Origin of the sequence: Proteus sp. CD3 (genome assembly GCF_008808075.1) — a bacterium.
Taxonomy (GTDB): Bacteria; Pseudomonadota; Gammaproteobacteria; order Enterobacterales; family Enterobacteriaceae; genus Proteus; species Proteus appendicitidis.
Map to the genome: position 1 here is coordinate 2,602,278 of NZ_CP019686.1, position 21,519 is coordinate 2,623,796.

General features: G+C 39.0%; 16 protein-coding genes. 6 read left to right on the forward strand and 10 right to left on the reverse strand.

Features of this window, described 5'->3' with window-relative positions:
- The 10 genes from mraY to leuO all read right to left on the reverse strand — a co-directional run bounded on the left by mraY (position 1) and on the right by leuO (position 12,651).
- Positions 1–1,083 (reverse strand): phospho-N-acetylmuramoyl-pentapeptide-transferase, encoded by a 1,083-nt coding sequence (gene mraY, locus BTA34_RS11840; RefSeq protein ID WP_023581493.1) that lies wholly within the window; start codon positions 1,081–1,083, stop codon positions 1–3.
- On the reverse strand, positions 1,077–2,459 hold the full coding sequence (gene murF, locus BTA34_RS11845; RefSeq protein ID WP_151435751.1) for a UDP-N-acetylmuramoyl-tripeptide--D-alanyl-D-alanine ligase: 1,383 nt from the start codon (positions 2,457–2,459) through the stop codon (positions 1,077–1,079). Before murF ends, mraY begins: the two co-directional genes overlap by 7 nt.
- Positions 2,456–3,943: a UDP-N-acetylmuramoyl-L-alanyl-D-glutamate--2,6-diaminopimelate ligase gene (murE, locus tag BTA34_RS11850; RefSeq protein ID WP_151435752.1), complete on the reverse strand. Its 1,488-nt coding sequence runs from the start codon at positions 3,941–3,943 to the stop codon at positions 2,456–2,458. The genes murF and murE overlap by 4 nt, the downstream gene beginning before the upstream one ends.
- Positions 3,930–5,726: a peptidoglycan glycosyltransferase FtsI gene (gene ftsI, locus BTA34_RS11855; protein WP_151435753.1), complete on the reverse strand. Its 1,797-nt coding sequence runs from the start codon at positions 5,724–5,726 to the stop codon at positions 3,930–3,932. Before ftsI ends, murE begins: the two co-directional genes overlap by 14 nt.
- 11 nt (positions 5,727–5,737) lie before the next feature.
- Positions 5,738–6,055, reverse strand: a complete 318-nt coding sequence (gene ftsL / locus BTA34_RS11860; protein ID WP_151435754.1) for a cell division protein FtsL — start codon at positions 6,053–6,055, stop codon at positions 5,738–5,740.
- Positions 6,056–7,003 carry a 16S rRNA (cytosine(1402)-N(4))-methyltransferase RsmH gene (gene rsmH / locus BTA34_RS11865; RefSeq protein ID WP_151435755.1) on the reverse strand — a complete coding sequence of 316 codons (948 nt, stop codon included), beginning with the start codon at positions 7,001–7,003 and terminating at the stop codon, positions 6,056–6,058.
- A gap of 3 nt (positions 7,004–7,006) precedes the next feature.
- A complete protein-coding gene (gene mraZ, locus BTA34_RS11870; RefSeq protein WP_151435756.1) occupies positions 7,007–7,465 on the reverse strand; it encodes a division/cell wall cluster transcriptional repressor MraZ in 459 nt (152 codons plus the stop codon).
- 684 nt (positions 7,466–8,149) lie between these two features.
- On the reverse strand, positions 8,150–9,157 hold the full coding sequence (gene cra / locus BTA34_RS11875) for a catabolite repressor/activator (protein WP_075670767.1): 1,008 nt from the start codon (positions 9,155–9,157) through the stop codon (positions 8,150–8,152).
- 223 nt (positions 9,158–9,380) lie between these two features.
- Entirely contained in the window at positions 9,381–11,186 is a 1,806-nt protein-coding gene (locus BTA34_RS11880; protein ID WP_151435757.1) for an AMP-dependent synthetase/ligase, read from the reverse strand.
- Between the two features lie 520 nt (positions 11,187–11,706).
- Positions 11,707–12,651: a transcriptional regulator LeuO gene (gene leuO / locus BTA34_RS11885; protein ID WP_151435758.1), complete on the reverse strand. Its 945-nt coding sequence runs from the start codon at positions 12,649–12,651 to the stop codon at positions 11,707–11,709.
- 869 nt (positions 12,652–13,520) lie between these two features.
- Here leuO and leuA point away from each other — a divergent pair.
- The 6 genes from leuA to mutH all read left to right on the forward strand — a co-directional run bounded on the left by leuA (position 13,521) and on the right by mutH (position 21,447).
- Positions 13,521–15,080, forward strand: coding sequence for a 2-isopropylmalate synthase (gene leuA / locus BTA34_RS11895; RefSeq protein ID WP_109392855.1), 1,560 nt, complete (start codon positions 13,521–13,523; stop codon positions 15,078–15,080).
- Positions 15,081–15,082: 2 nt separating this feature from the next.
- On the forward strand, positions 15,083–16,174 hold the full coding sequence (leuB, locus tag BTA34_RS11900; protein ID WP_151435759.1) for a 3-isopropylmalate dehydrogenase: 1,092 nt from the start codon (positions 15,083–15,085) through the stop codon (positions 16,172–16,174).
- A gap of 1 nt (position 16,175) precedes the next feature.
- Positions 16,176–17,585: a 3-isopropylmalate dehydratase large subunit gene (gene leuC, locus BTA34_RS11905; RefSeq protein WP_151435760.1), complete on the forward strand. Its 1,410-nt coding sequence runs from the start codon at positions 16,176–16,178 to the stop codon at positions 17,583–17,585.
- An 8-nt stretch (positions 17,586–17,593) separates the two neighbouring features.
- The gene (gene leuD, locus BTA34_RS11910; protein ID WP_151435761.1) at positions 17,594–18,199 is read left to right on the forward strand and encodes a 3-isopropylmalate dehydratase small subunit; all 606 of its coding nucleotides are present in this window, start codon (positions 17,594–17,596) and stop codon (positions 18,197–18,199) included.
- 267 nt (positions 18,200–18,466) lie between these two features.
- A complete protein-coding gene (sgrR, locus tag BTA34_RS11915; protein ID WP_151435762.1) occupies positions 18,467–20,146 on the forward strand; it encodes an HTH-type transcriptional regulator SgrR in 1,680 nt (559 codons plus the stop codon).
- 623 nt (positions 20,147–20,769) lie between these two features.
- Complete coding sequence (gene mutH / locus BTA34_RS11920; protein WP_151435763.1) at positions 20,770–21,447, forward strand: DNA mismatch repair endonuclease MutH; 678 nt, start codon at positions 20,770–20,772, stop codon at positions 21,445–21,447.
- Positions 21,448–21,519 lie beyond the last annotated feature (72 nt).

Sequence of the window (21,519 nt, forward strand, 5' to 3'; positions counted from 1 at the left end):
TTAACGTACCTTTAATGTCGCCAGACCAATAAGCACTAACATCAGTGAGATGATCCAGAAACGGACAATAACACGAGGTTCAGGCCAGCCTTTTAATTCATAATGGTGATGAATTGGAGCCATACGGAAAATACGTTGACCACGCAACTTAAATGAGCCGACTTGTAAAATTACGGAAAGTGTTTCAACAACAAAAACACCACCCATAATAACTAATAAGAATTCTTGGCGTAATAACACCGCAATCGTCCCTAATGCGCCACCTAATGCAAGAGAGCCTACATCGCCCATAAAAACTTGAGCCGGATAAGTATTAAACCAAAGGAAACCTAAGCCCGCACCAACGATAGCGGTACAGACAATCACTAATTCACCCGCATGCATCAAGTAAGGAATTTTTAAGTAACTGGCAAAATTAACGTTACCTGTCGCCCATGCAACTAATGCAAAACCTGCGGCAACAAAAACGGTTGGCATAATCGCTAAACCATCTAAGCCATCGGTTAAGTTAACTGCGTTACTTGTTCCAACAATGACGAAATAAGCCAGTAAGATATACAGCATACCCAATTGAGGCATGACATCTTTAAAGAATGGCACAACTAACTGTGTTGCAGGCGTATCTTTACCAATAGCGTACATACTAAACGCTACAACAAGGGCGAGTACGGACTGCCAAAAATATTTCCAGCGAGCAATTAATCCTTTGGTATCTTTACGAACAACTTTGCGATAATCATCAACAAAACCAATCACGCCATAACCAATTAAAACCAGCAATACACACCAAACATAAGGATTATCTAATCTTGCCCATAACAGTGTAGAGATGGAGATAGAGAACAGGATCATAATCCCGCCCATTGTTGGTGTACCACGTTTACTAAAGTGCGATTCAGGGCCTTCACTACGAACCACTTGCCCAATTTGCATTTTTTGCAACCATGCGATGAGATGAGGTCCCATCCACAAAGCAATAATTAATGCCGTCAATAAACCAACAATCGCCCTGAATGTCAGATAAGAAAACACATTAAAAAATGTATGGTATTTAACCAAATATTCGGCTAGCCAAACTAACATTCAAAGCACTCCTTTAATGCGTTCACGATATCTTCCATCGCGGAGCTTCGTGAACCTTTTACTAAAACTGAAACAACATCATGCTGCTGTAATAATGGAATTAATTGGGCAAGTAAGTCGGCTTTAAAGGCAAAATGCTGACCACCTTGATTTTCATCACTAATAAAATGGCTGTGATGCCCAACAGTAAAGACACTATCAATACCTGCACTGTGAGCAAAACGACCAACATCGCGGTGACATTTTTCTGAATCTTTACCTAATTCAGCCATATCCCCTGCAACAAAAATTTTGTATCCCGGTAATTGAGAGAGCACTTGCAAACCCGCAATCATGGAGCCATCGTTCGCATTGTAAGTGTCATCTAACACCATTTTCCCGGAAGTTAATTCAATAGGATACAATCTTCCCGGTACTGCTTTTAATGTCGATAAACCAAGGCGAATATCTTCAAGCGTCGCCCCAGCAGATAACGCAAGAGCACTTGCCGCTAAGGCATTCGCAATATTATGACGACCCGGTAATGGTAGAGTGACTTCAACACAACCTTCTGGTGTATGTAAGGTGAAATTTGTGATGAATTGCTTAACAGCTATCTCGGTAGGATAAAAATCTGCGTTACGTTGTGCTGATAAAGAGAACGACCATTGTGTTTGGCGCGCATTTAGATGATGTTGCCACAGAGGTAAGTCATTACTATCAAGATTAATAATAGCTGTACCTTGCTCTTTTAAATGAGTAAAGATTTCACCTTTTGCCTGAGCAATACCTTCCAGCGAGCCAAAACCTTCAATGTGTGCAGAAAAGAGGTTATTTACCAATGCACTATCTGGTTTTACCATATTGACGGTATAGGCGATTTCACCGATATGGTTTGCACCTAATTCAATAACTGCAAAACGGTGTTCAGGCGTTAAACGAAACAGCGTTAAAGGCACGCCAATATCGTTATTTAAATTGCCATGGGTATAGAGGGTTTCACCACAGTGACGCAAAATAGAAGCCGTCATCTCTTTAACGGAAGTTTTTCCAGAAGAGCCTGTCAGCGCAACAATCTTGGCGTGGCTTAGCGAACGAATATGTGCTGCAATTTCACCCATTGCTAGATGGGTATTTTTCACAATAATTTGTGGACAATCGACTTCAATTTCACGGCTAACTAAAACCGCAACAGCGCCTTTTTCTTTTACATCAGCAATAAAATCATGTGCATCAAAACGTTCACCCGCTAATGCAATAAACAGGCAATGTTCATCAATTTTACGGCTATCTGTCGAAATGGCTTTAATCGTTAACTGATTAGCTTGACTTTGCGCAATGTGGCTCAACGTACCATGAGTGACTTGTGCAATAGTTTCTAAGGATAGAGGGATCATGCTATCACCCCCAATAACCGAGCAACGGTTAATCTATCTGAATAATCAAGACGACGCGAACCAACCAACTGATAATCTTCATGCCCTTTACCTGCGACCAAAATCATATCATTGCTATCTGCTTGCATTATCACGTTAGTAACCGCTTCAGCACGACCTTCAATAGCAATCGCACGACCAGGGTCCATTAAACCCGAAAGAATATCTTGGATAATCGCTTGAGGCTCTTCACTACGAGGATTGTCATCGGTGATAACAACTTTATCAGCCAGCTCTTCTGCAACTGCTCCCATTAGTGGGCGCTTACCTTTGTCTCTATCACCACCACAACCAAATACACACCACAGTTTACCTGTGCAGTGTAAACGAGCAGCTTGTAGTGCTTTCTCTAATGCATCTGGAGTATGAGCATAATCGACAATAACCGTAGGACGATTATCCGCACTAAACACTTCCATTCGACCACAAACCGGTGTGAGTGAAGATGACGCTTTAATAACCGCATCTAATGGATATTCAAGTGCTAATAATGTCGCCAAAGCGCATAAAAGATTGCTGACATTAAATGCGCCCATTAATGGGCTTTCAATTTCACCTTCACCCCAGCTAGAACTAAAGTGAATGGTTGCTCCCGCATCATGATAATTAATCTGGGTTGTTTTAACAAAACGACCTTGCCAATTTAGTGGCAATTTATTTTCCATTGTTACGGCAACAGCGTCAGGCAAACGAGATAACCATTTTTGACCAACAGCATCATCTGCATTGATGATTTTTTCACCACTACAATGAGTGGAAAACAGTAACCATTTTGCTTCTTCGTAGTGAGCCATATCACCATGGTAATCAAGATGATCACGGCTTAAATTCGTAAAGACACTCGCGACAAAAGGCAATGCACTCACTCGACCTTGAACTAAACCATGGGAAGAAACTTCCATAGCCGTTAATGTCGCGCCTTGATTTAATAACTGCTGTAACTCTAATTGAATATCAACCGCAGATCCTGTGGTGTTCATCGCAGGAACAACATGACCTAAAAGCCCGTTACCTACTGTTCCCATCACAGCACTTGTTTCACCTAAACCTTGCGCCCACTGTGCTAACAATTGTGTTGTTGTCGTTTTTCCATTAGTTCCAGTGACGCCAATCAGTTTCAGTTTTTCTGCAGGTTGATGATAAAAATGCCCTGCTAACTTTGATAACTCTGCATTAAGATTATCAATATAAATAACTGGAATACCGTGGCTTTCACGGATTTCACCATGCGTTGCAACATCTTGTGCTTCCGCTAATACCGCCGAAACACCTTGAGCAATCGCTTGAGGAATATAGCGTCTACCATCAGTTTCATGACCTTTAATAGCGATAAAAAGATCACCACTCGCTGCTTTTCGGCTGTCGAGTGTCATGTCTTTGAGCATCAATGACGGTGCTTGTATCCCGAGCGCCCCTAATAGGTCACTTAAGTTAGGATCGGCCACTTGTATCCTCTTCTTTTTTAATTACAAATTCATTTTTATCGTCTGGCGTCAATGCATCAGGTTCTACGTTCATTGTGCGTAAAACTGCGCCCATAATGGCGCCAAACACCGGTGCGGATACTGCGCCCCCATAGTACTTACCCGCTTTAGGTTCATTGATTATCACAACCAATGCAAAGCGAGGACGGCTTGCAGGTGCAACACCCGCCGCATAAGAGATATATTGACTGATATATTTTCCGTCTGGCCCTACTTTCTTCGCTGTCCCTGTTTTAATCGCAACACGATAACCTTTAATCGCCGCGCTCACACCACCACCACCGGGTAATGCAACGCTTTCCATCATATGAACGACGGTTCTCATCACAGGTTCAGGGAATACACGAGTTCCCGGTACAGGAGGATCAACTTTGGTAATAGAAAGAGGACGGTAAATACCAAAACTACCAATCGTTGCGTAGACACGCGCTAACTGTAACGGCGTTACCATTAGCCCATATCCGAAAGAGAAGGTGGCCCTTTCAAGATCGGACCACCGTTGTTTTTTTATTGGAAATATGCCACTACTTTCACCAACTAGCCCCAAGTTAGTTGGCTTCCCGAATCCAAATCGTGAATAAACATCCACAAGTTCAGATGCAGGCATCGCTAACGCCAGTCTTGAAACACCAACGTTACTCGATTTCTGTAATATTCCTGTTATCGAAAGCTCATGATATAACGCCACATCTTTTATCTGATGCCCACTAATACGATAAGGAACAGTATTAATAACACTATTTTCTTGAATAATATGATTGTGAAGCGCACTCATCACAACCATCGGTTTTACGGTAGAACCCGGTTCAAAAATATCGGTGATAGCACGATTACGCATCGCATCTTTAGGTGTACCCGTTAAATTATTTGGGTTGTACGATGGGCTGTTAGCCATCGCCAGCACTTCACCAGTATTAACATCAACTAAAACAGCGGTTCCTGACTCTGCTTTATTCTTAATAACCGCATTGGTTAATTCGCGATAAACTACAGATTGCAAACGTTCATCGATACTTAACATCAGGTTATGAGCGGCTTGGCTATCTGTTTGAGCGATATTCTCGATAACACGGTTAAAACCATCTTTACGAACAACGCGCTCACCGGGCGCACCTGTCAGCCACTGGTTAAAGCTTTTTTCAACACCTTCAATACCATCACCATCAATATTGGTTACACCAATGATGTGAGCAGTCACTTCTCCTGATGGATAATAGCGTTTTGATTCCTGACGCATGTTAATCCCAGTGATTTTTAATTTATTAATATAATCACTAATTTCAGGATTCACTTGGCGAGCCAAATAGATAAAACGAGCAGAAGGCGTTGCAACAATTTTTTGCTCAATTTGATTCACTGGCATTTTCAGTGCATCAGCAAGTGCTAACCAACGAGAGTCCGTCATATCGGGCTTAGCATCTAATACAACTTTAGGATCAGCCCAAATGGCGAAAACCGGCACGCTAACGGCAAGAGGTCTGCCCATTCTATCGCTGATCATGCCTCTTGCTGTTGGTACTTTTTGCACACGTAGAGAACGCATATCCCCTTCACGAATAAGGGGATCAGGATTAATAATCTGTAAATAGGCAACACGGATTAATAGCGCGGCTAAAGCGATACCAATACCACCGCAAAGCAACGCAAAACGCCAACTCACAAATCCTGTTTTTTCTTCAGGCTTGCGTAGTTTGGCATTTGACTTTGTCTTTGCTTTCGCTTTTGCCGAACGTGAAAATTTCATACTTGCCTTAATTATTTAGTTACCACGATGTTCTCTTTTGTTGGGTCAACATGGATCATTCCCAAACCATCACTTGAAAAACGCTCTACTCGGCTATGGTCAGCCAGCGCGTTTTCTTCAAGAATGAGATTGCGCCATTCGATCTCCAATACGTTTTTCTCCAGCACTAAACGCTCTTTCTCTGCTGTTAATAAACGTGTCTTATGTGCTGTAGTGACGACATACACCGCAGAAATAATCACAGCAATCAATAAACACACAGGTAATTTGCCATGACGCAGTAAATCCTGCCCTATAACTCCTGGTAGTGAGTGTCGTTCAGTAGACATTTATTCCTCAATACGTTGTGCTACACGTAATACAGAGCTTCGCGCCCGTGGATTTTCTTCAACTTCTACGCCTGTCGGTTTCATCTTGTGAATACTCGATAAGCGAGCGCTTCCTAACTCTTTTATTTGCATTTCTGTGAGAGGAATTCCCGCAGGGACAACAGGTCCTTTGCTTTCATCTCGAATAAAACGCTTCACTAATCTGTCTTCCAATGAATGGAAACTAATCACTGATAAACGACCTTCAGGGGCTAAAACAGAAACCGCACCTTTTAATGCTTTTTCAATTTCATCTAATTCGCTATTAATATAGATGCGAATTGCCTGAAAACTGCGTGTTGCTGGATGTTTATGTCGCTCTTTTACTGGGCTTGCATCGCTAATTAAATCAGCCAATTGTTTAGTGCGCGTCAAAGGCTCTTCTGTTTTGTTACGTGCAACAATGGCGCGAGCAATACGTTTTGCAAAACGTTCTTCACCAAAGGTTTTCAATACCCATGTGATGTCGTCTTCTGCTGCTGTCATCAGCCATTGTGCGGCTGATTGCCCTGATGTAGGGTCCATACGCATATCAAGCGGTCCATCACGCATAAATGAGAAGCCACGTTCAGGATCATCAAGTTGAGGAGAAGAAACACCTAAATCCAGTAATACACCGTCAATCTTCCCAGCTAAGCCAAGCTCCTGCACATACTGTTCAATATTTGAAAAAGGTCCATGGACAATAGAAAATCGAGCATCATCAATTTCATTAGCAACGGCTATGGCTTGTGGATCTCTGTCTATCGCAATCAAGCGACCTTGTTCACCCAATTGCGATAAAATTAGACGGGAGTGCCCCCCACGGCCAAATGTTCCGTCGATATAGATACCTGAAGGTTTAATATTCAGGCCATTCACTGCTTCATCCAGTAATACACTGGTATGACTAAAATTATTCGTTGTCATTATTTAAAGTGATAAATCCAATAGTCGTGTCGATAACGGTTCCTGTGAGGTTTGCTCGGCTACAATGTCTTTTTCGATCTGTTTGTACCAGACCTGTTCATCCCACAATTCAAATTTATTGAATTGACCGACTAACATGACCTCTTTTGTTAGCCCCGCATGCTGTCTTAGGGTGCTAGCTAACAAAAGACGTCCTGCGCTATCCATTTGGCATTCGCTGGCGTGACCTAATAACAGACGTTGAACTCGACGTTCCGCAGGGTTCATGGAGGACAAAGCCGCTAATTTTAACTCAATTTTTTCCCATTCTGGAAGGGTATAAAGCAATAAACATGGCTGATTGAGATCAATGGTACAAACCATTTGACCTTCAGAAATCTCATTCAGCGTTGTTCGATAACGGGAAGGAATTGTTATTCGCCCTTTGCTGTCAAGATTAACGAGAGTTGCTCCACGAAACATCCTCATTACCCCCAGCTCTGTAATTTACACCACATTATCCCACAAATCCCCACAAATAGAGTTTACGGATGGTATGAAAACGTTGTCAAGCCAGATATAGGAAGCTTTATTTATATTTACAGTAATTTGATAAGAACACCGGAATGTTTAAATTATCGACAAAAAGAAAAAGGGGAATATTAACACCATGATTAATAGAGGTTATTTTTCAAATTCTATTTTTAATCACGAAAAGTAATTATTTATAGCGATTACAAGGGAGAAAACCAGATAAAGAAATCATAATAAGTAAATCATGATTTTTATTATAAAAAACTAATTTATTGCAGTTCATTTGCCTTTGGCCAACATAATAATTTGAGGTTGCTTTTATATAAACAAAAACAGTAAGGCGAAAAAAAATAATTCAATATCATGAAGATAGTTATTTATTTTTTTCTTAACTTTCCCAAAATAAAATTAATAACTCATTAAATTTAAGCAATATCACTTATGGATATGCCAAAATTTAATCTACGAACTTAGTAAAATGAGAAAAATAGTAAAAAAAGGCTTAAGATTAATCTCAAATTTAATATTCTCTAAGCAATTCGACATTCTTAAATCAAATAAAACATCCCCGTTTTAATTTAATAAAACAGGGATAGGTATAAATGCAGATAATTACTAACAGAGCGGCATCAATTAACGCGCACGTCCTAAACTACCTCGACGACATAAATCACGACGAATACGTGTAATTCCTGCTTGTGGTTTTTGTTCTTCTTCAAGACTTGCAAGAACAAGTTCTAACACGCGTTCGGCAATATCACGATGTCGTTGAGCGACAGATAAAACAGGGCATTCAAGGAAATCCAATAACTCATGATCACCAAAAGTTGCAATGACCAATTGTGTTGGCAAACGCCCACTGCGTTGTAATGTCACATCCATAACCCCTTGTAATAAAGCAAAAGAGGTTGTGAATAACGCATCAGGCATTGGATTGTTATTTAACCATTCAGAAAAAGCAGCCGCAGCAGCTTCTCGTTCATAGCTATTTGCATATAGGTAGGTGACTTCTCTAGGATCATCTTTCCATACATTACGGAAACCTTGTTCACGTAAAAAACTCACCGAGAGTTCAGGAAGTGCGCCTAAATAGAGTACAGATTGCGAAGGGAATGCTTTTAATTCTGTAGCCAGCATTTTGGCATCTTCTAAGTCATCGCCAACAACACTGATAAAATGTTCACTTTCTAATGCTCGGTCTAACGCAATAATCGGTAATGAGCGATTCGCCCAACGCTGATAGAAAGGATGCTCTGGTGGCAATGCTGTTGAAACAATAATGGCATCAACTTGACGTTGCAGTAAGTGCTCCACACAACGAATTTCGTTGTCTGGTTGGTCTTCTGAACAGGCAATCAGTAATTGATAACCGCGTTGACGCGCTTGTCGCTCAAGGTAATTTGCGATCCTGGTGTAACTGGTATTTTCCAAATCAGGAATAACCAAACCAATAGAACGTGTACGACCAGCACGTAATCCCGCGGCAACAGCGTTCGGGTGGTAATTATGCTCTCTGACCACCGCCATCACTTTTTCAACAGTCTTGTCACTTACACGGTACTGTTTCGCTTTACCATTAATGACATAACTTGCTGTTGTTCGTGAAACACCAGCCAAGCGGGCGATTTCATCCAGTTTCACATTAGCCTCTTTTAATTATTAAATGTGTTATTTATTACATATTGCTATGAATTTCAGTCATCATGCTGATCTGAGTTTGCATTTTAACACAATTTACTGATAAAACCGTATGCGTCAACGTTTCCGTTTATGTCTTTTATCAATTATTTCAATCATTATTATCTATCAATAAGTAATTTCAAAAGAAAAAAGCACCATTTAGGTGCTTTTTCATCAATTAAAATTAATCTTGATACATTAATTCGATTTCATTTCGATAGCGTTCAAAAATAATTTTACGGCGAAGTTTCAATGTTGGTGTTAATTCACCCGATTCCATTGAAAAGCCTTCAGCAAGAAGAGTAAAGCGCTTAACTTGATGAAAACTTGCAAAGTTTTTTTGCATTTCGTGTAAACGTTCATCAAATAGCTCTTTAATTTTAGTGTGGCGTAATAATTCTATACGATCTTGATATTTTAGATTTAATGCACGGGCATGTTCTTCTAATGCATCAAAGCAAGGCACGATAAGCGCCGAAACAAATTTACGGGTATCTGCGATCACCGCAATATGCTCAATAAAGCGGTCTTGTCCTAATGTTCCTTCAATCATTTGTGGTGCAATATATTTACCATTCGACGTTTTCATTAAATCTTTTAAACGTTCTGTGATAAATAACATGCCATCACAATCAAGAGCACCAGCATCTCCAGTGCGTAACCATCCATCTTCTGTAAAGGCAGCGGCTGTATCTTCAGGCTTATTAAAATATCCTTTCATAACAATGCTGCCACGTACTTGGATTTCGTTTTCTGCACCAATACGCACTTCGATGCCCGGCAATGGAGTACCAATAGAGCCTAATTTATATTTGTTCTCTTCCCAGCACGAAACGGTGGCACAGGTTTCTGTCATACCATAGCCATATTTAATATTAATACCGGCTGCCAAAAAGAAACGGATCACAGCATCATCTAAACGAGCGCCTGCCGCGGGTAAAAAGCGAACTCGCCCACCTAAAATTTGACGCACTGGACTTAACACTTTTTTATCTGCAAAACGATAACATAAGCGGGAAATAAAGCCCTGTTGGCGCTGATTCAGTTGTGCTTCACGCTGTTTTTCACCCTGCTTTATCGCCCATTTAAAGATAAATTTACGAAACACGGAAGCTTGAGATACTTTATCTTGAATGGCGCTATACACTTTTTCATAAAAGCGAGGAACGGCACACATCACCGTAGGTTTAACCGCACTCATTGCCTCTCTGACAGCATGAGTGTCTGTTAAATACACGTTAACCGCGCCAGTGTGCATCACATAGAAGCTCCACGCGCGTTCAAAAACGTGAGAAAGAGGTAAGAAACAGAGCGAAACATCTTTATCAGATAATGAGAGACGCTCATCATGTAGATAAAGTTGTGATGCCAAACTGGTATAGTCAAGCATAACGCCTTTAGGCTCGCCTGTAGTTCCTGATGTATAAATCAGAGTAAACAGATCATCTAAATTGCATTCATTAATACGCTGTTTTAACTCATCATCATGCTGAAATGTTGACTGGTTAATTAAATTTTCCAGATAGCATGAAGGTAGATTTTCGTTTAACACAACATCGGAGTTAAACACAATAATATGTTCAAGCTGAGGACATAACGCTAATAATTCAGAAACAATATCGTATTGCTTTTGGTCACCAATAAAAAGAATGCGAATATTCGCATCATTTAAAATGTAAGCGGCTTGTTCAACACTACTTGTTGCATAAAGAGGAACAGTTACTGCACGTAGCTGCAAAGAAGCAATATCAGCTAAAGACCAATCAATGGTATTTTGAGAAAAGATCCCAATGTTTTCTTGAACATCCACACCCATTTCTAACAATGCATTTGAGAGTGCGCGTGTTTTCTTTTCAACCACCTCCCAAGACATTTCGATATTGCACTTAGCATCCCACTGGCGATAAGCAATTTTATTTCCGCAATGCAAAAACTGCATCTGCAATCTTCTAATTATATGATAATCATTAAGATTATTATTAGCTATCATAATTTTCCTGCTATTTATGGAAAAGCGACCGTGTTATGAAATCGAAATGAAGAAAATGTCTCTCTTACAATTTCAGCTTACACTTGTTCGCTGACTTAAATAAAAGTCTAAGTGATCCGCCAAAATAAAGGAATCCAATTTTACATAAATTTGTAAAATTGTGAGTTATGAGAAGTTTTGTCAAAAAAGACTATCTCATTACAGTGAGAAAACTAAATATTACGATCTTATTTTCCATGGAAAGCCGAAAGAAAAAGATGATAAATAACAATAGGTAAGCGTTATAACTCAATCAGTGACAATATAAATAGAGGGGTATTATTGAAAAAAAAATAGGTTCAACACGGTATAATATGAATAAGAGCTATTATTACAAAGAAAGGGCAAAAATAGTGACAGCAATCCAATTGAGTTTACCTAACCGCATAAACGCCATTTTGGTCATTAGCCGAATAGCTAACGTTATCTGCCACTATTTCTGCATAATTAGCAATAAATACTAATTATGAGCAAAAACACTCTATTTTTGACAAACTTCACTTAATAAATTTTTCATCCATAAATGACCTTTATCTCGCGCTGTTGACTCATGCCAAATCAAGTAACATGGGCGCTCTGTTTTTTCCCAAGGTAACGACACTGCTTTAATACCTAATTGCTCAGAATAACTTTCAACTAACCATTTTGGTGCAATAGCGACCAAATAAGTTCTGGAGACAATATTTAATACACTATTTAAATCGGTTCCTTGATAAGTGATTAAATCTTCCAACTGAGTATCTTTATAATAAGGCGCACTAAATGAACCAATATCATCTAAAGAAACAATAGAATGTTGCTCATTTAATAACATTTCTTGGGTCACACTCTCTTTAATACGAGGATGTTTATTAGAAACGACCAAAACAACTTCGTCATTAAATAGTGGTTGTGAATGAAATTCAGCCTTTTCAAATTCCTTATAACTAATAAAGAACTCAACTTCTTGATATTTTAATTGGTGTTCTATATTGCTATTTAAATAAGACTTAATATTAACGTTAATATTAGGTGTTTCATTTTTAATTTGTTCAACTATTTTTGGTGCTAGTCTTATATCTAGAGGGCTACAAATAGATAAATTAAATATACGCTCACTTTGCTCTGGTTCAAATCCAGCTCCTGGAAGCTCGTTATGAACTAATTGTAAGGCTTGTCTTACTGGACCAAAAAGTTGTTTAGCTCTTAATGTCGGTTGAATACCGCGTCCATAGCGAACAAATAATTCGTCATTAAACATAACTTTAAGGCGAGATACAGCATTACTTACTGCGGGTTGTGACATGCCCAGTACTTGTGCAGCACGGGTAACATTTTGCATTTGCATAACAGCATCAAATACCGTTAATAAATTAAGATCAACATTACGTAAATGCATATCTGCTGATTCTCTGCTGGTAACTGTTGCTGATGTGTAATCCGTCATTTCTTACTCCACTATGTTATCATAATAGCCAAATAAATATTATTAACTAAAATATTATTAATAATAAATAAGCTTCAACTATTACTTAAACTATTTATTAAAATTTATTATTCATCATCCATGTATATAACTAAACACATAAGTTTCATATCAATAAAAAAACATATTTCATATAAGGAATGAATTTTTATATTAAAATTACATGTATAGAAAATGATTATATCAATATATATTACAACCTGTTTTACCTTCTGCCTTGCAAATAATAAAACAAAGTATGATAAAAATCATAATAAAATAATGTACTTTCATTCCTAAAATAGGTATCCGATATCTATTATCTTTTATAATACAATGATTTTTATTCTTACATTCAAAACGTTGCTCACTTTTATCAATTATTCCTCCCCTAACTCCCTCTTTTTTCCCTACCAACTGGCTGATTAAAAAAAAAGCAAACAATTGTTTAATTTTTCATTTCACTCTTTTTCAAACAACGTATGGAACATTAACCTAATCAATGAATGCTTGATAGTTATAATCATTAGTAAAAATTTAGATATTAGTCAGAATCACTATGAAAAATTTATAAATAACACTGAGAAATGAATTAATAAATTCCAACACTTGACATCTTTATTGGTATTAGGTATCAATAAATACAGATTATTGAGAACTTATCTAAGGATGTTTCATGTTGAACGCAATTTTACTATCAAGCCTACTACTACTCGCAACTTTGATGCGCGGTCGGCTTATGGGTAAAAAGTGAAACACACCTGCCCTTAGAGAGAAAACCCGCGCTAGTCGCGGGTTTTTTTATACCTGGGAGAGCGCAAACAGCAAATAAAAAGAGAAAGGAACAGATTATGAGCAATGACGTGATTATTTTTGATACCACATTGAGAGATGGTGAACAAGCATTGCAGGCGAGCTTAAGCGTAAAAGAGAAGTTACAAATTGCTTACGCTTTAGAGCGTTTAGGTGTGGATATCATTGAAGCGGGCTTTCCTGTTTCTTCCCCTGGTGATTTTGAATCTGTGCAAACCATTGCACGAGAAATCAAAAATAGCCGTATTTGTGCATTAGCGCGCTGCGTTGATAACGATATTGATGTTGCAGCGGAATCGTTAAAAGTCGCAGAAGCTTTTCGTATCCACGTATTCTTGGCAACCTCAGCATTGCATGCTGAACATAAATTAAAGAAATCGTTCGAAGATATTATTGAAATGGGCGTGAACTCAATAAAACGCGCTCGTCGCTATACCGATGATGTGGAATTTTCTTGTGAAGATGCAGGGCGTACTCATATCGATAATTTATGTCGAATTGTTGAAAGCGCAATTAATGCTGGTGCAACCACCATTAATATTCCAGATACTGTAGGTTATACAACGCCTTATCAATTTGGTGGAATTATCACCAACTTATTTGAGCGTGTTCCCAATATTGATAAAGCCATTATTTCTGTTCACTGTCATGACGATTTGGGCATGGCTGTTGCTAACTCAATTACCGCAGTACAAGCAGGTGCAAGACAAGTAGAAGGAACAATTAATGGCTTAGGCGAACGTGCAGGTAACTGTGCATTAGAAGAAGTCATTATGGCGATAAAAGTCCGTGAGCAAATGATGAATGTTCAGACACGGATTAATCACAAAGAAATTTATCGTACCAGTCAATTAGTCAGCCAATTATGTAATACGCCAATTCATGCTAATAAATCTGTTGTTGGCTCCAATGCATTCGCGCATTCATCGGGTATTCACCAAGATGGCGTTTTGAAGAACCGCGAAACCTACGAAATCATGACGCCAGAATCTATCGGATTAAAAGAAGTACAACTGAACTTAACTTCTCGCTCAGGTCGTGCCGCAGTTAAACATCGCATGGAAGAGATGGGATATCGTGAAACAGATTATAACTTGGATACTTTATATTCTGCCTTCTTACGTTTGGCAGATAAAAAAGGTCAAGTCTTTGATTATGATTTAGAAGCTTTAGCATTTATGGGGCAACAGCAACAAGAGCCTGATGAGTTTGTAATGAATTATTTTAATACTCAATCTGGTTCATCAACCGTTGCTACCGCGAGTGTCAGCATCACTCATGGTAATAAAGAAATTACTGAAGCAGCAACTGGTAATGGCCCTGTCGATGCGGTTTATCAAGCCATCTCTCGCGCAACAGGTTATCCATTGAAATTAGTCACTTACCAATTAACCGCTAAAGGTGAAGGTCGAGACGCCTTAGGGCAAGTTGATATCGTTGTTGAATATCAAGGACGTAAATTTCATGGAATGGGTTTAGAAACTGACATCGTAGGTTCATCAGCAAATGCCATGATCCACGTTATTAATAGCATTTGGCGCTCAGAGCAAGTCGAAATAGAAAAACGCAAACAACATACAACACAAGAAGCGGTTTAATTATGTCAAAAAATTATCATATTGCAGTATTACCCGGAGATGGTATTGGCCCTGAAGTCATGGCTCAAGCACAGAAAGTGATGAAGGCAGTTAGTGAACGTTTCTCACTCAATATCACAACAAAAGAATACGATATCGGTGGCATTGCCATTGATAATCATGGTACTCCGTTACCCGCAGATACTTTAGCTGGTTGTGAACAAGCTGATGCGATTTTATTTGGTTCTGTCGGCGGCCCTAAATGGGAACATTTACCCGCAAACGAACAGCCAGAACGTGGGGCTTTATTGCCATTACGTAAGCATTTTAAATTGTTCTGCAATTTACGCCCTGCTCGCTTATATGAAGGTTTAGAAGCCTACTGCCCATTACGCGCGGATATCGCACAACGTGGTTTTGATATTTTATGTGTGCGCGAATTAACCGGTGGTATCTATTTCGGTCAACCTAAAGGTCGTGAAGGTGAAGGCGCGCAAGAGCGTGCTTTTGATACTGAAATTTATCATCGTTATGAAATTGAACGTATTGCACGTTTTGCGTTTGGATCAGCACGTAAACGTCGTCATAAAGTAACCTCCATTGATAAAGCTAACGTATTACAAAGCTCTATTTTATGGCGTGAAGTTGTAACTGAGATAGCAAAAGAATACCCAGATGTTGAAATTCAACATATGTATATTGATAACGCAACAATGCAGTTAATTAAAGATCCTTCTCAGTTTGATGTGTTGCTGTGTTCCAATATTTTTGGCGATATTTTATCTGATGAATGCGCAATGATCACCGGCTCTATGGGAATGTTACCCTCTGCGAGTGTTAACGAAGAACACTTTGGTTTATATGAACCTGCTGGAGGCTCCGCTCCTGATATAGCGGGTAAAAACATCGCTAACCCTATTGCACAAATTCTGTCAGCAGCACTGTTATTACGTTATAGCTTTAATGAAGATAATGCAGCTCAAACCATTGAAGATGCTATCACACAAGTATTAGCAAAAGGCTATCGCACTGCAGATCTCGCAGGTGATGGTAACGCAATCACAACCGCTGAAATGGGTGATCGTATCGCTCAGTATATTCGTGAAGGGGCATAACATGGGTAAAACATTATATCAAAAAATTTATGATGCACATGTTGTCAGAGAAGTGAGTGATGAAACACCCATTCTGTATATCGATAGACATTTAGTGCATGAAGTGACATCACCTCAAGCCTTTGATGGATTAAGAACCAAAGGTCGCCCTGTTCGTCAACCGAATAAAACCTTTGCAACGATGGATCATAACGTATCAACACAAACTAAAGATATTAATGCTTGTGGTGATATGGCAAGAATTCAAATGCAAGAGTTAATGAAAAACTGCCAAGAGTTTGGTGTCACACTGTATGACTTAAACCATCCTTATCAAGGGATTGTTCATGTAATGGGGCCAGAACAAGGCTTAACCTTACCGGGAATGACTATTGTTTGCGGTGATTCACATACAGCAACTCATGGTGCTTTTGGTTCATTAGCTTTTGGGATTGGGACTTCTGAAGTTGAACATGTTTTAGCCACTCAGACCTTAAAACAGTCTCGTGCTAAAACATTAAAGATAGAAGTTCAGGGAAAAACCGCCATTGGGATCACAGCAAAAGACATCGTATTAGCCATTATCGGCAGATTAGGCAGTGCGGGTGGAACAGGCTATATCGTTGAATTTGCAGGTGAAGCCATTGAAGCCTTAAGCATGGAAGGTCGAATGACCTTATGCAACATGGCGATTGAGATGGGTGCTAAAGCGGGTTTAGTCGCACCCGATGACACCACTTTTGATTACTTAAAAGGGCGTCAATTTGCGCCTAAAGATCAAGCATGGGATGAAGCCGTCGCTTATTGGAGAACCTTAAAATCTGATGATGATGCAACTTTTGATGCCACGGTGACTATTAATGCTGCCGATATCGCACCACAAGTTACATGGGGCACCAATCCAGGGCAAGTTATTGCTATTGACCAAATAGTTCCGTTATTAGATAGCTTTAGTGATCCGGTTGAACGCGCATCTGCTGAAAAAGCCTTAGCTTATATGGGATTAAGTGAAGGTGTTAACTTAACCGATGTCGCTATCGACAAAGTCTTTATAGGTTCTTGTACAAACTCGCGCATTGAAGATTTACGAGCGGCTGCTGAAATTGCAAAAGGTCATAAAGTTGCATCTCATGTTCAAGCGATTGTTGTTCCGGGATCAGGACCTGTTAAAGCTCAAGCAGAAGCAGAAGGTTTAGATAAAATCTTTATTGAAGCTGGTTTTGAATGGCGCTTACCGGGTTGTTCAATGTGTTTGGCAATGAATAACGACCGATTAAATCCGGGTGAACGTTGTGCATCCACCAGCAACCGTAACTTTGAAGGTCGCCAAGGTCGTGGAGGTCGAACACACTTAGTCAGTCCTGCAATGGCAGCGGCAGCGGCTATTAACGGTCATTTTGCAGATGTTCGTACATTTGCAGTGGCATCTTAAAGGAGAACATGATGAATAAATTTACTCAACACACGGGTATTGCGGTTCCTTTAGATGCGGCAAATGTGGATACCGATGCCATTATTCCTAAGCAATTTTTGCAGAAAGTAACGCGTACTGGTTTTGGTAAGCACTTGTTTCATGATTGGCGTTTTCTGGATGATGAAGGCACACAGCCTAATCCTACATTTATTTTAAATCAGCCAATTTATCAAGGTGCTTCTATTTTATTAGCACGAGAAAACTTTGGTTGTGGATCATCTCGTGAACACGCACCTTGGGCATTAACTGATTATGGTTTTCATGCTGTTATCGCCCCCAGTTTTGCTGATATTTTTTACGGAAATTCATTTAATAATCAATTATTACCAATCAAATTAAGTGATGATGAAGTCTCACAATTATTTGACTGGGTAAAAGAACATGCGGGTACACCGATTACTGTCGATTTAGTGGCACAAGAGGTCAGAGCGGGTGAATTACATTTCTCTTTTGAAATCGACTCATTTCGCCGCCACTGCATGATTGAAGGATTAGACAGTATTGGATTAACGCTACAACACCAAGATGATATTAGTGCGTATGAAGCAAAACAGCCCGCCTTTATGCGCTAACTAAAGTCATTTTTCACCTTCTTCTACTTTCTGTGATGTTTACTTTGTCATTCTTGCCGTAAATTCATTTACGGCTTTTTTTTTGCCTAATAAAAAAGCCAGTGATTAAACATCACTGGCCGGTAATCACCGAATGCTCAAATGGGGGAGTCTGTCAGTATTCGTAATTTGTGATAACTAACATGAGAGCTAACTTTAAACACAGACATTATCGGTCTAATATAAGGAAATTAAAATTGATCACTTTATCAAGGGATTTCCTCTTTTATGACCTCACCCCGCTTAGAGTTACAATTTATTCGCTTATGGCAAGCCTTTCAGGGAAAAGCAACTGAAACAACATTACAAGAATTAGCACAAACCCTGCATTGCACACGTCGTCATGTCCGCTCTTTATTAAATAAGATGCAAGAAACGGGTTGGATAAATTGGCAAGCAGAAGTCGGTCGAGGTAAAAAATCGACGCTTATTTTTCACTCTAATGCGCTAGAGATCCAACAAAATCGCGCTGAAAGATTAATAGAAGAGAATGATATTGAAAAGCTTGTCGCACTAATGGGCGATAAAGATTCTGTACGCCAAATGGTGCTTTCACAAATTGAAAAAAGCTTTCACCCCGGTCAACAACTACTGCGCATTATTTACTATCGTCCCTTTAGAAATTTATTACCGGGCACACCATTAAGACGTTCGGAACTACATTTAATGAGTCAGATATTCAACTCATTAATACACTTAAAAGAGGAAAATGGGGAAATTGAAGCTGAATTAGCGCATCATTGGCAAATGATCACAGAGCAACATTGGCGATTTTATTTACGTCCTGCTGTCTATTTCCATCATGGTCGTGAACTCACTCTTGCAGATATCAGCACTTCTTTAATGAGAATGAAACACTGCAACCCTCTTTATGCACATATAGAACAAATTTCCTCGCCTCAACCTTATGTACTCGATATTTATTTAAGCGAAGCAGATAAGCAATTTGCAACGTTATTAGGTAGTCCACAAGCTGTTATTTTACCGCAAGAATGGGCATCACTTCCCTCTTTTGCACAACACCCTATTGGCACTGGCGCTTATCAAGTTATCGCTAATGATAAAAATAAGCTGCAAATCAAAGCCTTTAATCGCTATTTTGGCTTACGGGCGCTATTGGATGAAATTGATATTTGGGTCGTTCCTGAACTAAATAACAAAATGGTTTGTTCAACTATTCATTTAACGGACGATGATACTAATAAAAATCCACTAGAAAGTCGTAAAGAAGAAGGATGTTATTTTCTTCTCTATGATAGTCGCTCGAAGCAGTGCCAACAGACTGAAATAAGAGAATGGTTAAGCAGTGTATTAACTCCTGTTAATATGCTCACACATTGCGATCCTTTCTATCAACGTCATTGGTCTCCAGCTTATGGGTTATTACTTCATTGGCATCACAGTAAATTAATACGCCAGCATCCTAAACCGACTTCATTAACAAAGCTCACTGTTACTCTTTATAAAGAGCATCATGAATACAGCACTATTGCAGACTTAATAAAAAGTATTTTATCTCAATATGATATTGAACTGACCATTCAAGTGCTGGATTATGAACAATGGTATTACGGTGAAGCTGAGAGTGATATTTGGTTGGCGACAGTAAACTTTTATAAGCCTTTAGAGTTCTCAATTTTTGCTGCACTTTATGAGTTACCACTCTTTCACCAATGTTTGGGCGCATCGTTCTCACAAGAGCTAACATTATGGCACCAAAAATCTTTGCCTCTTGAAGAGTGGTGTCGCCAGCTAACACAAGATATTTGGCTTTATCCTTTATTTCACCATTTATTAGAGCTACAAGGGCAGAGAACCATACGTGGTGTCAAAATGAATACTTTTGGTTGGTTTGATTTTAAATCAGCGTGGTTTACACCTGATATTGATATACCAAGATTAAAATAGGTTATCGTCTCTTTTCCGTATGCAGATTAGCCATTATTTACGTTAATTCACAGAAACCTTGGAAGTTATAAACACCCACATAAATGCTTAGGGGATTTATTCACTTTTTCTGTGGATATCTATGTGAAAAAGAGTGAGATAATCAGGGTATAGTTTTTATATTGTTAGAAAGGCTGTTGATACAATTTTTAAAATATCACTTATAATTCAAATTAGTAGCTAGATTTCAATGCCTATTTCAGCGATTGGATAAAACAATTAAAATACACTCCTGCTTAAATCGCGCAAAAAATAGCCACAGGGTGTTTTATCCACAGGTTATGCCGATTAGTTAGACAAAATAGGATAATTTTGGCAAATATCTGCAAAAGTCAAGGCTGTAAATCAGAACAGTGATCTCACTTTCTGTGAGTTATCCCATAAAGCTGTGGATAACCTAGTGTAAAAGCCTGTTTATGATTTCAGGATAACCGTGCACAACTTGGAATTATAAATTTCAATTGGCGAGTTAACTCAAAAAAATGATGATATATCATGCTATTATGATTTAAATAAAATAAAGCTAAATACGTTATCAATAACCTGTTTTTTCTGTCTATTATTTATACAAGAAGATAATAACTATGTTTACGCCACCAGTAGCGCCCGAAAATGAGCAAGTTTTATTTGAACGAGCAAAAGCACTTGCAGGTTATACTTTTGGTGAACTTGCCGCTTTTGCACAACTTCCTATCCCAATGGATCTTAAAAGGGATAAAGGCTGGGTAGGTATGTTGTTGGAATATTATTTAGGAGCAAGTGCAGGTAGCAAACCGGAGCAAGACTTCAGTGAATTGGGCATTGAACTTAAAACAATTCCGATTGATAGATTAGGAATGCCTTTAGAAACGACTTTTGTTTGTGTCGCAGCATTAACCGGAAACAGCGGTATTACATGGGAAAACAGTCATGTAAAACGTAAACTCTCAAAAGTATTATGGGTGCCTGTTGAAGGAGAAAGGGAAATACCATTAGCACAACGTCGAGTTGCTTCACCATTACTTTGGCGCCCTAATAGTACAGAAGAAGAACTGTTACGTCATGATTGGGAAGAACTAATGGATATGATTGTGTTGGGTAAAGTAGAAAGCATTACCGCACGTCACGGACAAGTCTTACAAATCCGCCCGAAAGCAGCTAATAGCAAGGCATTAACCGAAGCCATTGGTGAAGATGGACAACGTATTATGACATTGCCAAGAGGCTTTTATTTAAAAAAGAATTTTACCGCGCCACTGCTTGCTCGTTATTTTCAGCTTTAACGTTAACAAATTTAAGCTATTTGTTATCAATAAAACAGCCCCAAATTTATTGGAGCTGTTTTTTAAGTGATG